Consider the following 15,528-nt stretch of genomic DNA (forward strand, 5'->3'; position numbering starts at 1 on the left):
GAGGTAGGCGTCAACCTCAAGCAGGGCTACAACGGTGACCTGACCTCTAAGCAGGCAGGCTCCATCGGCGGTCAGATGGTCAAGAAGATGATCGAGTCCTACGAAAACGGTCTGAAGTAATCAGAACAGGCAGAACGTAGACAAACGGAACAAATGAACTTGCTTTCAGGCGAAGAACGGGATTTATCTCTATCGATAACCGTCACGCCGAGAAGCCGCACAAAGCCCGTCGGTAATCCCGGCGGGCTTTACCCGTGAAGTATGCGGTCACTGAACCGTTGAATATAATAAACTGATAAAGTATAATGAATCAAAGCGTTTTCTGATGCATCTAATTAACAGATCAGCTGATCCGACTGTAAAGGAGTGATTTGATGAAAACAGAAGAACTGAAAAAGCTGTATCCTGTCACACCTCAGATGCATCGAAGTGTGGAGAACACCTTACAGCGGCTCGACAACGCAGCTCCGGAGCGATACCGAAGGCGAAAGAGCGTACGGCGGTTTGTAATCGTCTTTGCGGTGATTCTTGTGACGGCGGCACTGACGACCGCGGCTTATGCAACGCAGTTGTTCGGTCTGCTGACTGAGAAAGTCGGCAAATACGGTGTTGATCTTCGCGTTGTCGAGGAGACTTCACCCTCCCCTTCCTCAGCGCGCATACACATGATGCCGAACCCCACCTACCTTCCCGAGGGCTGTCGTCAGATGATAGGCGGGGAGGATGAGGATCACCTGATCTTGAACCCCGAAGGCGTTACCTCCTACAATAAAAACGGCAACTATAAGTACACTGACGGGAATGACACATGGGTACACTTTCATGTATATGAGGCGGACAAGTTCCATGAGGAAGCCCGCTACATCGTCGACCGAACGGAGACGGAATACAACGGTCACAAAACCGTGTTTTTGACGAGGCAATTCGAAGAAAACGGCGATCGGGATCAATATGCGATCAAGTACTTTGAGGATCGCGGATATGTGGTCGACTGTTATTATCTCGATATGACCGAGCTGAGAAAAATCATGGAAGGCTTGGAGCTTCGGGAAGCGGAGGATGACAGAGATACGCCGACAGTTGACAATATCAACGACCCTGTCGATCCATACGCCGGCTATGCCTTCTCAATGGAGGAAGAACAGCGTGAATACCGACTCGGAGAGACTTTCACTTGGTCATTCCAGATCGTAAACGCACCTTCTCCAGATTACTGTTATCAGGACGGCAAATACGAGATCACCGTAAAAGCGGTTAAGGAGCATGACGGTGTAAAAGGATTAGACAGGAACAATCTCTTGGCTCCAGATGACGAAGAATGGTACTCGCGGTATTTCAACGACGACGGCAGTTTGAAAACGCCGTACATTCGTACCGACCGTGAAAACGGCGACGGTATCAACTCGCTCGACCGTGTTGAAACAGCCGAGGCGAACCGGCGTTTCTACCTTATAACAATCGAAGTCAAGGCGATCAAGGAAGCATACGGCGGCTTCAACGGTCAATTCATGACCAATGCGGGCGGCGCGATCTATCGGGAAAACCATAACGAAAACGGATCAAAGCTTTATACGGTCGGCGTGATCGCGGATGAAGATGAACTGAGCGGTTTAGCGCTCCGTATCCCTTCGCATGAAACAGTCATCGACGATAAAACGGAGACAATTGTCAGCAAGGACGTTTTATCTGTTGTTCCGCTTTCGGTCGGTCAGTGAGGTGAGCTTATGACGAAAGAAACCTTCACTAAGCTGATTTTGGAAAACGAAGAAATAATGTTCCGGCTCGCCATGTCGATGCTGAAAAATGAAGCAGACGCCCAGGACGCCGTGCAGAGTGCGATCCTCAGCGCGTACGAAAAGCTGACCACTCTGAAAAACGAAGACTTCTTCCGCACATGGCTTATGCGTATTCTGATCAACGTCTGCAAGATGCAGCTGCGGCATCGCAAGCCCGTCGCAGAACTAACCGATATACAAACCGCCATCACCTCCTCAACCGAGGAGGTAGAGGTGCGTGCAGCGGTAGAAGCCCTTCCGCTTAAGTTCCGGCAGGTCGTCATCCTGTACTATACGCAGCAGCTTTCGACCAAGGAGATCGCCTCTATACTGCATATTCCGAAGGGAACGGTGCTCAGCCGCCTTGACAAAGCCCGCAAGCTCCTGAGAACAGAGCTTGAGTGAACCGACAGCCATGAAATCATCTGTTCACCGAATGATCGACCGGTATTCCATACAGCAAAGCGCCCGCTGCGAGCGGGCGCTTGCTTGTATCCGAAAGGTTACGCGGTCAGCTGCACAAGTCTTCCAGAAGTGCTTTTAATTCTTTTTCGGAATATATCTCAATGCCCTTTTCCAGCCTGCCGCGGTCGGACTTCGGCAGCGAGGCGACGGCAGTATCGGTCAGGCGCGGCTCCGAGCTCTCGCCGAACACCGCTACATAACCCTCATACTCCCCCACCGTGTACATTACGCGGCTCTCGGTCGGCGGTACCCCGCGGCTCTCTGCATGAGGCGGCGCGGGGGTTGCCGTACCCAGCAGATAGATCAGCAGTATCACGCCCGTGACCGCAAGCAGCTTTTTCATCTATGTCACCTCTGTGCTTTCTTTACCGTTAGCATACCCTATATTTTATGGATTATTCCCATTTTTGCTCCTTCATGATTGTGAAAAATCTCTGTTATTTTATAAAAAGTTATTTATTTTTTTTACGGAAAGTGGTATAATTGCAATATATATTGTGTTATTTATCATACATTTACGATTAACAAATACAGGAGGTCACACATGAGAAAGACCGACATCAGTAAATACACCGACAAAATCGACGTACCGCCGAAGAAAAAGCAGGGCGGCTTCAAGGGCGTCATGTCCGTGATCGGCAGATGCCTGCTGACCGTACTGGCGGTGCTGGTTGTCGCCGGCGTCATCGTAGGTATCTCGATCGGCATGTATATCATGAAGATTGCCAACGAGCCGACCGGTATCGACCTCAACGCCCGTTCGCTGAACCTGAGCTCCTTCATCTACGTGGAGAATCCGACCAGCGGCGAGTTTGAGGAGTACCAGACCCTCTACGGCACCGAGAACCGAATCTGGGTCGATATGAGCGAGATGCCCAAGGCGATGGGTCAGGCGATCGTCGCCATTGAGGACAAGCGTTTTTACGAGCATCACGGCGTCGACTGGTACCGTACCGGCTCGGCGGTGCTCTCGCTGATTACCGGACGGAACAACTACGGCGGCTCCACCCTGACCCAGCAGCTGATCAAGAACATCACCGACGACAGCGAGGTCTCGCTGACCCGTAAGGTGCGAGAGATATTCCGCGCGCTGAATATCGAGCGCGAATACAGCAAGGAGGATATCCTGGAGGCCTACCTCAACGTCGTCAACTTCGGCAACAACTGTCAGGGTGTTGAATCGGCGTCGGAGCTGTACTTTGACAAGCCGATCGGCGAGTGCTCCATCGCCCAGTGCGCCGCGATCGCGGGAATTACGCAGAATCCCTCGCGCTGGAACCCCCTGCTCTATCCCGAGAACAACAAGGAACGCCGCGAGACCGTACTCCAGCAGATGTACGAGCAGGAGATGATCACGAAGGAAGAATACGACGCGGCGATGAAGGAATCCGCCACCATGACCTTTGTCGGCGGAGGCGAACAGACCGAGGAGGAAGAGGAAGAAGATAACATCAAGGTCCAGAACTGGTACATCGACCAGATGTATTACGACCTGTGCCGCGACCTCGCGAAGTTCTACGACATCAGTGAGGACGCCGCTTCCCTCAAGCTCTACACCGAGGGTCTGAAAATCTACTGCGCGATGGATACAAAGGCGCAGCAGATGATCGAGGAAGAAGCGCTCAAGTCAAACGCCGAGTATGACTACGACCTGCAGACCGCAATGACGATGGTCGGCTATGACGGCAGGGTCATCGCCACCGTCGGCTCCTCCAAGGAGAAGGAAGGCAACCTTGACTGGGACCGCGCTTCTCACTCCGTCTTACAGCCTGGCTCATCCATCAAGGCGATCATCCCCTATCCCATCGCGATCAACACCGGCGTATATAACTACTCCACCCTCGCCACCGACCAGCCGATCGAGAAGTGGAAGGAAAACAGCTGGGGCGGCTTCACCGAGGGTCCTCCCAACGCCTACGACGGCTACTTCCAGTACATGACCGTTCCCGAAGCGCTCGCGTGGTCATCCAACGCGGCTGCCGTACAGACGATGGAGCTCATCGGCACCAAGAACGCCTACAAATTCGCTACCGAGGAGCTGGGCTTCAGCCACCTTGCAGAAGCAGATAAAACCAACGTCGGCGCTCTGTCGCTCGGCGGTATGGAGGGCGGCGTCACCGTGCGTGAGATGGCTGCCGCGATGGAGTACATCGGTAACGGCGGTCTCTACTACGAGCCCTACACCTACTACTACGTCACCGATCAGAATGACACCATCATTCTCGATAACCGCAACAACACGCCTGTCGAGGCGTTCACTCCCGAGACGGCATACAAGATGAACCGCCTTCTCAAATACAATGTTATGACCTCTACCCACACCGCGTCGCACTACGCGGCAATCGAGGGCTGGGATATCGCAGGCAAAACCGGTACCACCGACTATGACCGCGATCTGTGGTTCGTCGGCGCTTCTCCCTACTGCACGCTGGCGTGCTGGATGGGTTACGACCAGCCCGAGAGCGTCAACTACTACGGACTGTCCACCATCGTATGGCAGAAGGTCATGTCCAACTACCTTGCGGATAAACCGTATAAAGAATTCACCATGCCCGATACCATTATTGCCGCGACCTACTGCAAGGGCTCCGGTATGCTGGCGTCGTCATGGTGCAGCGATACCGCTACGGGCTACTACACCAAGGATGATATGCCCGATTACTGCGACGGTACACACCTGGCAGGCTCCTTAGGAGGAAACAAGCCCATCCAGACCGAGACCTACGCCCCGGTGATCTCCAGCGTGGAGACGCCGACCGGCGGCGGGGAAGAGCCCGTCATATCCGGCGGCGGAGAAGAGCCCGTCGTATCCGGCGGCGGAGAAGAGCCCGTCGTATCCGGCGGCGGAGAAGAGCCCGTTACACCCGAACCGGGCGGCGGTGAGACTCCCGAACCGGGCGGCGGCGATGAACCCGTCGTAACCGGGTAACCCGATTCTGATTGAACCGAGAGATAAGGAAAGGTAGAAGCATATGATTTCAGTAGCCATCATGGGTCACGGCGTCGTCGGCTCCGGCGTAGCCGAGATCCTGTACACACATAAACAGAAGCTTTTCGCCGCGATCGGCGAAGAGATCCGTCTCAAGCACATCCTCGACCTCAGGGAGTTTCCCGACTCTCCCTTCGCGGACTGTTTTACCAAGGATTTCAACGATATCGCGAACGATATTGAGGTTAGGGTCGTGGTAGAGACCATGGGCGGCTTACACCCCGCCTATGAGTTCGTCAAGGAGTGCCTGTCAAGAGGCAAGAGCGTCGTCACCTCCAACAAGGAGCTGGTCGCCGCTTACGGCGCGGAGCTGCTCGCGATCGCGTCGGAGCAGAACGCGAACTTCCTCTTTGAAGCCTCCGTCGGCGGCGGTATCCCGATCATCCGCCCGATCAACCAGTGCTTAGTCGCGAACAATGTCAGCGAGATCGCGGGTATCCTCAACGGCACCACCAACTTCATCCTCACCAAAATGATCCACGAGGGGATGGGCTTTGAAGAAGCCTTGAAGCTCGCTCAGGAGCTGGGCTATGCCGAGCGCAATCCCGAGGCGGACGTAGAGGGACACGACGCGTGCCGCAAGATCTGTATCCTCGCCTCCCTCGCCTTCGGCAAGCACATCTACCCCGACGCCGTACATACCGAGGGCATTACCAAGATCACCGCCTCCGACGTTGAATATGCCGAGGCATGGGGCGGCGTTATCAAGCTGATCGGCTCCGTCAAACAGCTCGGCAGAGACTCCATCGACATCATCGTAGCGCCGATGTTCGTACCGAACAACAGCCAGCTCGCCAATATCGACGATGTGTTCAACGGCATCATGGTGCGCGGCGACTGCACCGGCGACGTCGTATTCTACGGTAAGGGCGCGGGCAAGCTGCCCACCGCCAGCGCCGTGGTCGCGGATATCGTCGACAGCATCAAGCACCTGAAATCACGCAAGTACCTCTCGTGGGCGGATTCGGACAACAGCTCCGTCCTCCCCTATCGTGAGAGCGTGCGCGCAATGTATATTCGCGGCGTAGCAGACGACAAAGCCGCCGCATATGATGAAGCAAAGGCGGCGTTCGGCGAGGTACATATCCTTGAAAAAGACAACGTGCCCGAAAACGAGGTCGCGTTCATCACCGAGCCGCTCGCGCTGAGCGACTTTGAAGCGAAGCTTGCGGAACTCAAAGCCGTCAGGCCCGCGTCCGTTATCCGCATCGGAGACCTGTGATTAATGAGGAATGAGGAATGAGGAATGAGGAATTATGAGCGTATCAAACGCTTTCCTCTTACATCATTTTTGATTCCCTGATTATAATTGTAAATGAGTTGGATTGAGGAAAAGTAGGAATGGATCATGATTATCACCTATTATCGATGCCACTCCTAACTCCTAATTCCTAATTCCTAACTAATATTTGGGGGTTATGAAAAAATGAGTTTAATTGTCATGAAGTTCGGCGGTACATCCGTGAAAGACGCCGAACGCGTCCGCAACGTAGCCGGTATCGTTACCGACAGCTACAAGGCGGGCAACAGCGTAGTCGTCGTCGTATCCGCTCAGGGTGATACCACCGACGACCTGATCGAAAAGGCGGCTGAGATCACCTCGAAGCCCAGCAACCGCGAGATGGATATGCTCCTCGCCTCAGGCGAGCAGATCTCCGCTTCGCTCCTCGCCATGTGTATCCAGGACATGGGTTATCCCGCGATCTCCCTCACCGGATGGCAGGCGGGCTTCCGCACCTCTTCGGCACATACCGCGGCGCGTATCCGCCGCGTAGAAGCCGACCGTATCCGCACCGAGATCGACCAGAAGAAGATCGTCGTGGTCTGCGGCTTCCAGGGCTTGTCCCGCTATGACGACATCACCACGCTCGGCAGAGGCGGCTCCGACACCAGCGCCGTCGCGATCGCCGCGGCGATGCATGCCGATCTGTGCCAGATCTACACCGACGTAGAGGGCGTATTCACCGCCGACCCGCGCAAGGTTCCGAACGCGAAGAAGCTCGACGCGATCTCTTATGATGAGATGCTGGAGCTCGCGACCTTAGGCGCGCAGGTGCTGAACAACCGTTCCGTCGAAATGGCGAAGAAATACAATATCGAGCTCGAGGTCCTCTCGTCCTACACCAAGGTCCCGGGTACAATCGTAAAGGAGAAGGTAAAAATGGAAAAAATGCTTATCAGCGGCGTTGCGAAGGACGCCGACGTAGCCCGTCTGTCAATCACCTGCATCCCTGACGTACCGGGGATGGTATTCAAGCTGTTCTCGAAGCTTGCCGCCCGCGGCATCAACGTAGACGTCATCCTGCAGAGCATCGGGAGGGATGGCACCAAGGACATCGCCTTTACCGTAGCCCGCAACAAGGGCGCCGAGGCAAAGGAGGTCTGTGAGAAGTTCGCCGACAACATCGGCGCGAAGGGCGTCGACTATGAGGACGATATCGCGAAGGTATCTATCGTCGGCGCAGGCATGGAGAGCCACGCGGGCGTAGCCGCGAAGATGTTTGAGGCGCTGTATGAGCGCCAGATCAATATCCGCATGATCTCCACCTCCGAGATCAAGGTCTCTGTCATCATCGACAAGGCTGACGCGGATAAGGCGGTCTCCGCGATCCACGACAAGTTCTTCCCCGAAGAGGACTGACACGAATTACTGAGCAGCCGCAGATTTATCCACATCCGAAATTTGGGTACGCATTCTGCTGCTTTAATCTGCGTTCATGCAACAGTTGCCGGACATCCCGGCGAGAATCTGACGGCGCAACCCACGCGCCCGAATCAATCTGAGTATAAAAAATGAAGGGGCGTCGCATTTCTTAGTGCGACGGCCCCTTTTTTAGTAAATCTTTTTCTCACAAATAAAAACCCGCCTAAACCTACTGTTTAAGCGGATTCTATGGGTGGTACGAGTGTTCATAACAGACTTATTATCAGCAATAGTAGCTAATCTCGCCGAAGAAAGACAGCCATTTTTCAATAACAATATCCTTATTTGCTTCAACAGCTTTACTTAAATAATTGAGCGTCGTGCTGTCATAATCCGAGTTGTTGTTGGCAAGCAGGCATTTGCCGGTTTTCGTAATCCAAAACTTTGTCGCATTTGCCGTAGGCTTGCCTTTTGAAATGTGAACATGAACCGGCTCAAGAGGTTTATTCTCATTTGCCCAAAAATAAACCCAATAAGAGCCGATTTTAAAAACTTGAGGCATTGTCAAATCCTCCGTTTTGCGAAAGCTCAATAATCAAATGCGCGTTATTTTCAATGATTGATTGGTACCTTTTGATTTCATCCTCAGTAAAGCCGAATATGTCCTTCCACTCATATTTCGGCAAGAAACAGCTTGCAAAGTGAAAGCCGTCTTTTTCATCAGGTTTTTCAATATATACCTTAACTGTATTGTCGCTAAGCATTTCCGAGTGAACGATCTCGGTTTCATCATCAAGGGTAAGATAAGGGTACATCATATAAAACACCTCCGCCGAGATTATTGTAACACATTACGCTGCAAAATACAATGGTTTGTCTTATGCTATAGCAAGCAGGGAATTTGACTGTTTTTGAAAATCAATTATTATTTTCTTCGGTAGTGCTTATTGAATATTCCTGTATGTCCTTACGAATGAGCTGTTTAATATAACCAGTTTTATTATCTTTGTTTTCCAGCCACTCAATAATATCTGCATCTGTGTTTAAAAACATACGCAGAGCATACATCTTTGTATTTTCCTTTTTATACTTATTGTCAGCCGCACGTCCTGTACGTTTAGCATACTCGCGCTGCCTTGCGTTCTTCCGTTCGCGGGCTTCCTCTGCTGTATATTTCTTTTGCATAACTTACCTCATGTGTTTAGCATCTATTTTCGTCCGTATTTTTTCAATATCTTGCGAGCTTCCTTTTTGGATTTGCCGGTCATCTCCCGTAGCATACTTTCCATATCTGATGATGTATATGTTTTGCCTCTCGTCAGTGTTCTATTATCTGTAATTTCAATAGGATTAAACAAAGCTGCAAACGCAGCAATAAAAGGTAGTCTTTTCATACTTTATCCTCTATTGTGTTTACCATTTGTGTTTGAAGTTACGACATTCATATTGCTTATAGTATCAAAAAATGATTGTATTAAGTTGGGTTAAATATTTGGCATTTTCATTTTACCATACTATATTGTGATATGCAATAAATATTTAAAATGGGGTTTAGAAATTATCTCACTTATGGTTTGAAGATATAGATGAATTGATTACCGATGTAAACATATCCCGCCAACCTTGCAATAGAATAGTGCTAATTTAGCGAGAATTGCGCTGTATCGCTTTTTGTGATGAATCAATACCAGTAGGTGTTGTTATCTACACTTAATAGCGGTGTAGAAAAGTGTTAGAAACACAGATAATAGGGCAGATTGTAAATCTATTGTCCACAAAGAAAAACCCGCCTAAACCTACTGGTTAAGCGGATTCTATGGGTGGTGGGAGAGGGTTTCGCTCGGTTTAATCTGTCCCCCTGCCCCGTCTTAGGAGCGCCCTGCAAGCGCCCTATGCTTCTTCTACGCTCTCGCTAAAATCGATTCCCCGAATCGATTTTGTCTGCGATGTGCGCTTACGCTTACATCTTGACACGCTCGCCTTCGAATCCACCCACTCCCACAAGGATAAAGAAAAAGACGGTATCAAATGATACCGCCTGATCTTAATGGTGGGAGAGGGTTTCGCTCGGTTTAATCTGTCCCCCTGCCCCGTCTTCGGAGCGCCCTGCTAACGTCCTGAGCTTCTTCTACGCTCTCGCTAAAAATGCCATACTATGGCATTTTTACCTTCGGTTCTTCGCGCGGCTCGAACCTCGGCACGCTCGCCTTCGAATCCACCCTCTCCCACTTCTTTATAATGAAAAAACGATACCTTGCGGTATCGTCATTTTTATGGTGGGAGAGGGTGGATTCGAACCACCGAAGTCACTGACAACAGATTTACAGTCTGCCCCCTTTGGCCACTCGGGAACTCTCCCATATTCTTTTGGAGCTGGTGGACGGACTCGAACCCCCGACCTGCTGATTACAAATCAGCTGCTCTACCAACTGAGCTACACCAGCATTTTAACCAACACTTTTTCGTGCTCAAATATAATAGCATAATATGTGCCTTTTGTCAACTGTTTTTTTAATATTTCATAATCCGAGCCTTTTTAATATTTCATAAACCGAACCGAATCCGCCATGCTAAATCCGAGGTGAAGTTATGGAGCTTACATTATTTAAAATGTCGGTAAGGCGAAAGCTGTACCTGATCTATGGACTGAATATAGCGGACTGGCTGAGTACGATTGTGCTGCTGAGGAGCGGTGACTTCATCGAGGTAAACCCGATCATGAACGCGGTCATCCACAGTATCCCGCTGGGCTTAGCGGTCAAATGTATTCTGCCCGCGATTATCATCACGGTCATCATCGGTATGCTCTCACAGCTCGGATATAAAGATACCGGCACGGTCGACCGCGTGGTCAGCTTCGCGGCAGCGTTCTATACCCTGCTGTGCGTCGATCACATCGTCAATTTTATGATACTGTTTTTCTCTTAGGGCTTGCACAAAGCGGATAATAAGTGTATAATATTGGTACGACATCCGCCCGTGGCGCAGCTGGATAACGCAACGGATTCCGATTCCGGAGAACGGGAGTTCAAATCTCTTCGGGCGGGCCAAAACGCAAAGGCAGGACCAAATGGTTCTGCCTTTGCTGTTGGTCTGAACGAACGGGGTCCCCAAAAAAGCCTGCTTTTTGGGGAGAGGACGAGCAACGGAGCGATCGGAGGACGATAACACCTTATCGTCCTCTATCAGCGAAGTTCGCGAGGACGACGGGCGGGCCATAACCAACTCAGGACCAAATGGTTCTGCCTTTGCTGTTGGTCTGAATAAACAGGGTTTCCCAAAAAGCCTGCTTTTGGAGATCACAAAACGACAATGATATATAATACTGTTTTTATAATAAAACAGGGGATGAAGCTCTAACTTCATCCCCATTTTTTTACTGATATTTCTTTGTCTCGATCGTAAGGTCGCCGTCGTAATTCTCTCCGCGGTGGGTCATGTAAACGGTATCGCCGACGTAGATGCATCGCTCGATCTCATTGGTTCTGTCGCAGCGATACTGCTCGATGACCTTGATCTTGCCGTCTCGGACGGTAAAGTTGAGCATACCGCCGTAGATCACATCCTTATCCTCAGAGGCGCCATCCGCGCTCTCGGTATCTTCAGCGTCAATGTAATCGCGCCAGCCGTAATGGGCGTAGTTGAGCGGGATGATGTAATCGTCACGGTCGGGGTTATAGACCAGAGCCTTGGGGTTGTACTGCACCTCTGAGCTGTACTCAACGTATGACTTGCTGTCGAGTACCTTCGGGTTTGCCTTGTCGCTTACGTCGAAGAGCGCGAGCTTGAAGCCCTCCTGCACCTCAAGGTCGGTATAATCCTCGTTTTCGGTATGATAACCCAGACCCAGCACCAGATCATCGCCGATCGGTATGAGCATGGTAGAGAAGCCGCTGATCTTTGCTTCGCCGAGGATCGCGGGAGCCGTGGGATCACTCAGATCGATCACAAAAAGGGGATCGGTCTGTTCATATGTGATCACATACGCGGTATCGCCCATGTAACGGACCGCCTTGATACTCTCGTTCTTTGCGAAGCCGTTCACGGAGCCGATCACGCTCAGGTTCTCATCCAGCACATACAGGTTGTTGACGTCCTTGCCGTTTCTCTCACAGGTTGTAGCGACGCGCAGGTTACCGCTGTATTCATCCAGCGCATACTGATCCTTAACGTAACCCTTGACCTCGCCGAAAGCGGTAAATTCCAATCCATCGTCCAGGTTCACCTTGACGATCCGGGTAGTTACCTTGCTGAAGAAGTTGAACCATCCGTCATCATCAACATCATAGTGAGAGGCATAGATATAGAGGTTATTCTCGTTGCAGTAAATATCGCTTACCGCGCCGAGCAGCGCCTTGCTCTCGGACTGTGCGGAAAAGTCGCGCGTATTGAAGGAGCTGACAACCAAAAAGCTCTCGGTGTTGGGGTTCGGGAGCGAATAGATGCAGTTACAGGGAATCTCTTTCTCGTTGCAGTAAGGGATCACGTGATCTTCATACGGATAGTAGGAGCTGACGGTGTACAGGGTGTCCCCTATCATGCGTGAGGACGCGAGATACCCGCTCTGAGAATGGTCTCCGAGGAAGCGGATGCTGTTGATGTCGCTGACGTCGTACACCTGAGCCTCGGTCACGGTCTCTTCGGCATCCCGGTGATCCATACACAGAAGCACCAGCGTATGATCGCGCAGATACATATCGGAGATGGTGAATCTGTAATCATAATAATAGGCGTCGCTGTAGGAAAGGGCGGCTTCATCGGCGGTGGAGGAGCTCTGCTTGCTCGCATCCAGCGTCGTGATCAGGCGGGAACTGTCGCCGTCTGCGGAGAAGATCTTAATCAAAGCCGCGTTATAGCGATTCTCAACGCAGTAGATATATCTGCCGTCGGTCTTGATGATATCCGCCTCGTCGACGCCTTCGACCTGCTTATAGGTCTCGCTGTGAGAGCTCGAAGAGGCGTTCCCCGACTCAGCGGAAGCGCTATCTCCCGCCTCGGAATAACCGTCAACCGCCATATCGCTGTTGATCGCCTCAAACATACGGGAATCCTTCTTCTGATTCAATTTACGGATACTGCCGACGGCGTCCTCGACGTCATTGTAGCTGTCAAAGGTCTGCAGCGATTTGATGTCGGCGATCACAGTGGTCGGCGGCGCAGTTTGGGGCTTGTTCCCGATAAATCTCGAGCCCAGAACGATACCTAAAGACGCGACGATGACCAGCGAGGCGGCTGCCGCGACAACTGCCGGCCATCTACGCTTGGGACGGAGCGGGATCGGGGCAGGCTGCTTATCCTCGAGCATCGCAAGCACAGCGTCTTTGTCGAGGCTGTCCGGCGCCTTAACGCCGCTGCTATCAAACTTTTCTTTAATAAAATCAAAATCATTTTTCATGCTGATCACTCCAAAAAAGCTTTCATTTTTGCCAGCGCCCTCGCCTGTCGGGAGCGGACGGTGGACGCATTGAATCCCAACATCGAGGCGATCTCCTTACTGTTATAACCTGCTACCACACCGAGCAAGACGATCTCTCTGTCCGTCTCACCAAGCGACGCAAGCGCCTCCTGCAGTTCAGGCGACAGATGATCCTCCTGTGACGGCAGGCGGTCAAGCTCCTCGACATCCGCACGGTTACGCTGCTGCTGACGGTCGGCGATCAGCTTTCCGCATGAATAATAGAGGATCTTGAAAATCCACCCCTTGAACGCACCGGCGGCACGCAGCTTGTAGATCCCCTCGTAAGCGGCCGTCACACAGGAAGAAACCGCGTCGCTCGCGTCGTCGGCGTTACCGAGCCGAAAGTACGCATACCGGTACAAATCATCCTTATAGAGCGCATATAAGGAGGCGAAAGCGTTTTTATCGCCTCGTATCGCCTGTTTTATCAAGGATTTTTCGTCCATAATCCCATCCTCCTGTGACGTCGTTCACTTATAAAGTGTCAAAAAAGCGGGAAAGTGTTGCATGATTTTAAAAAATAATCAGAAAAACCGGATTACTATAATGCTTAATTTCCGATTAATACTGTTATGTAGTGAATTTTAGTATAACATATATTTCCGTAAAATTCACCCTTTTTTCAAAAAAAGAGGAGCAGACCGCAGTCTGCCCCTCGGGGTAATAAAGTAATGATGTCGGTCAAGTAAACAATGAGTCGTTCGGGAGCGCAAATTGTGCTGTCAGATCATCCTGATGATATGCGAATAATCCGCGTACGTCCCCGCCATGCGGCTGCTGAACGCTTACTCCCAATGACCGCTGTTATCCCAGCCGGTGATAACGTACTTCTTGCCGATGCCGTCCTGCACGCTCAGATCGCTCGTCTGGTTCCACTTATTGTTCCAGTTGTTGGTCGTGCTCGAGGGATTCATGCGACAGAAGATGACGCTGGTATAGCCGTCGGGCACCTCGACCGTATAGGTATTGCCGGAGCCGGTCATGCTGACCCATGTCTCGCCGTTGCCGAAGAAGTAAGCGGCAAAGCGCGCGCCATCCTTCTGCCAATCAGAGCTGGGCTGGAGGGTCAGGGTCGTCTTGGTGGGTGTGGGCGGATCGGTGGGCTGCTCGGGCTGTGTGCCGCCTACAAGACTGACCTTGTATTTGCTGCCGTCCATCTCACCGGTCGTGTACCACTGAGCACCGTCGGTAATATCGGAAGTAATATCGACCGTCTGCTTACCGCCGCCGTTGAAGATAATACCGGTAACGGTAGCGGGAACCGTCGCCTTGTAAACGGTCTGGCCATAGGTGTTGGTCTCATGAACCGTCATCGCGGTACCGGGCCAAGCGGGACCGTTGTTCCAGTAGTAGATATTCGCGCTGCCCCAGTTAAGAGCGTCGGTGAAATATACGGTTACGGTATCATCATCGGGCGTTGTCGGCTCGGTGGGAACAACAGGTGTAGAGCCGTTGTCAATGTAGAAATATCCGCCGAAGGCTGCCCAGTCGCTCTGGTAAGTCTCACGGAAATAGATCGTGACCTCGCCTGCGTGAGCGGCGTCAACGGTGTACTCGTTATCCATACCGTCGGGATACCATGTAGTAATCGCGCCGTTTTCGACCTTGACCGCCTTGAGCTTATCGCCCTCGGTCAAAGTGGTACTGAGCATATACTCGCCGGAGGAAGCTGTATTCTCACTGAACATATCGTTTGCGTCGATCGAATCGATGCTCCAATCCGGCTTGATGATATAGAAACCGTCGGTCAGGGTTACAGGAGGCTCAGTGGGCTTCTCGGTAGGTTTCTCGGTGGGCGCCTCGGTGGGAACCGGCTCAGGCTCATCAAAGGAAGCAGTGAAGGTGAAATTCGGATTGACGATCGTTCCGTTATTGATGATAAGGGTTAGGTCATCATCAGCAAGAGCAATCTTCTTGAAGGTAGTTCTGATCTCAGCATTACCCCCCGCGATAACCTTGTAGTTGGTTACCATGAACAGGCTGTCGTCCTTGTTGAACGCATACGCCTGATTGTCAAGTACGGGAGCGGACGCGGTAAAACCGATGGTATCATCCAGTCCCAGATTCCCGACGACGGTTCCGGTGCTGAGGATCGGGAACATTGCCGCCGCGTCGCTGACAAGACCGGAGCTTGCACTGTAGGCGTCGATCTCATCGACGATCGTGTTGGTATAGGTCTGTGTACCCTGAACAGCGC

15 protein-coding genes and 3 tRNA genes are annotated in these 15,528 nt (G+C 51.7%); 8 read left to right on the top strand and 10 right to left on the bottom strand.

The window, feature by feature from the left end:
* From R2I50_RS08675 to R2I50_RS08685, 3 genes are all read left to right on the top strand, one after another.
* Positions 1-120 (top strand): alpha/beta-type small acid-soluble spore protein (locus R2I50_RS08675; protein WP_316608774.1); only part of this gene is annotated, 120 nt, incomplete at its 5' end.
* A gap of 254 nt (positions 121-374) precedes the next feature.
* The gene (locus tag R2I50_RS08680; RefSeq protein ID WP_316608758.1) at positions 375-1,715 is read left to right on the top strand and encodes a hypothetical protein; all 1,341 of its coding nucleotides are present in this window, start codon (positions 375-377) and stop codon (positions 1,713-1,715) included.
* A 9-nt stretch (positions 1,716-1,724) separates the two neighbouring features.
* Positions 1,725-2,180 carry a sigma-70 family RNA polymerase sigma factor gene (locus R2I50_RS08685; protein WP_316608759.1) on the top strand — a complete coding sequence of 152 codons (456 nt, stop codon included), beginning with the start codon at positions 1,725-1,727 and terminating at the stop codon, positions 2,178-2,180.
* Between the two features lie 106 nt (positions 2,181-2,286).
* On the opposite strand, the gene R2I50_RS08690 is transcribed toward R2I50_RS08685, so the two are convergent.
* Positions 2,287-2,583 carry a hypothetical protein gene (locus tag R2I50_RS08690; RefSeq protein WP_316608760.1) on the bottom strand — a complete coding sequence of 99 codons (297 nt, stop codon included), beginning with the start codon at positions 2,581-2,583 and terminating at the stop codon, positions 2,287-2,289.
* Positions 2,584-2,784: 201 nt separating this feature from the next.
* On the opposite strand from R2I50_RS08690, the gene R2I50_RS08695 reads away from it, so the two are divergent.
* From R2I50_RS08695 to R2I50_RS08705, 3 genes are all read left to right on the top strand, one after another.
* Entirely contained in the window at positions 2,785-5,169 is a 2,385-nt protein-coding gene (locus R2I50_RS08695) for a transglycosylase domain-containing protein (protein WP_316608761.1), read from the top strand.
* 43 nt (positions 5,170-5,212) lie between these two features.
* On the top strand, positions 5,213-6,451 hold the full coding sequence (locus R2I50_RS08700; protein ID WP_316608762.1) for a homoserine dehydrogenase: 1,239 nt from the start codon (positions 5,213-5,215) through the stop codon (positions 6,449-6,451).
* A gap of 204 nt (positions 6,452-6,655) precedes the next feature.
* Positions 6,656-7,870, top strand: a complete 1,215-nt coding sequence (locus tag R2I50_RS08705; protein ID WP_316608763.1) for an aspartate kinase — start codon at positions 6,656-6,658, stop codon at positions 7,868-7,870.
* Between the two features lie 286 nt (positions 7,871-8,156).
* Here the strand turns inward: R2I50_RS08705 and R2I50_RS08710 are convergent, their stop codons facing one another.
* The 6 genes from R2I50_RS08710 to R2I50_RS08735 all read right to left on the bottom strand — a co-directional run bounded on the left by R2I50_RS08710 (position 8,157) and on the right by R2I50_RS08735 (position 10,317).
* A complete protein-coding gene (locus R2I50_RS08710) occupies positions 8,157-8,435 on the bottom strand; it encodes a DUF4160 domain-containing protein (RefSeq protein ID WP_316608764.1) in 279 nt (92 codons plus the stop codon).
* Positions 8,419-8,691, bottom strand: coding sequence for a hypothetical protein (locus R2I50_RS08715; protein ID WP_316608765.1), 273 nt, complete (start codon positions 8,689-8,691; stop codon positions 8,419-8,421). The genes R2I50_RS08710 and R2I50_RS08715 overlap by 17 nt, the downstream gene beginning before the upstream one ends.
* 100 nt (positions 8,692-8,791) lie before the next feature.
* Positions 8,792-9,058, bottom strand: a complete 267-nt coding sequence (locus tag R2I50_RS08720) for a hypothetical protein (RefSeq protein WP_316608766.1) — start codon at positions 9,056-9,058, stop codon at positions 8,792-8,794.
* Positions 9,059-9,081: 23 nt separating this feature from the next.
* Positions 9,082-9,267: a hypothetical protein gene (locus R2I50_RS08725; protein ID WP_316608767.1), complete on the bottom strand. Its 186-nt coding sequence runs from the start codon at positions 9,265-9,267 to the stop codon at positions 9,082-9,084.
* An 880-nt stretch (positions 9,268-10,147) separates the two neighbouring features.
* Positions 10,148-10,232, bottom strand: a tRNA-Tyr gene (locus R2I50_RS08730).
* Between the two features lie 9 nt (positions 10,233-10,241).
* Positions 10,242-10,317: transfer RNA gene (locus R2I50_RS08735), tRNA-Thr, on the bottom strand.
* Between the two features lie 145 nt (positions 10,318-10,462).
* Here R2I50_RS08735 and R2I50_RS08740 point away from each other — a divergent pair.
* Both R2I50_RS08740 and R2I50_RS08745 read left to right on the top strand, forming a co-directional pair.
* Positions 10,463-10,801: a DUF5658 family protein gene (locus R2I50_RS08740; protein WP_316608768.1), complete on the top strand. Its 339-nt coding sequence runs from the start codon at positions 10,463-10,465 to the stop codon at positions 10,799-10,801.
* A gap of 45 nt (positions 10,802-10,846) precedes the next feature.
* Positions 10,847-10,923, top strand: a tRNA-Arg gene (locus tag R2I50_RS08745).
* A gap of 326 nt (positions 10,924-11,249) precedes the next feature.
* Here R2I50_RS08745 and R2I50_RS08750 read toward each other — a convergent pair.
* From R2I50_RS08750 to R2I50_RS08760, 3 genes are all read right to left on the bottom strand, one after another.
* Entirely contained in the window at positions 11,250-13,268 is a 2,019-nt protein-coding gene (locus R2I50_RS08750) for a beta-propeller domain-containing protein (protein ID WP_316608769.1), read from the bottom strand.
* A 5-nt stretch (positions 13,269-13,273) separates the two neighbouring features.
* Positions 13,274-13,777, bottom strand: coding sequence for an RNA polymerase sigma factor (locus tag R2I50_RS08755; RefSeq protein WP_316608770.1), 504 nt, complete (start codon positions 13,775-13,777; stop codon positions 13,274-13,276).
* Positions 13,778-14,116: 339 nt separating this feature from the next.
* Positions 14,117-15,528: starch-binding protein (locus R2I50_RS08760; RefSeq protein ID WP_316608771.1), on the bottom strand; the 1,412-nt coding region annotated here is incomplete at its 5' end.

Origin of the sequence: uncultured Ruminococcus sp. (assembly GCA_902785355.1) — a bacterium.
Lineage (GTDB): Bacteria > Bacillota > Clostridia > Oscillospirales > Acutalibacteraceae > Ruminococcoides.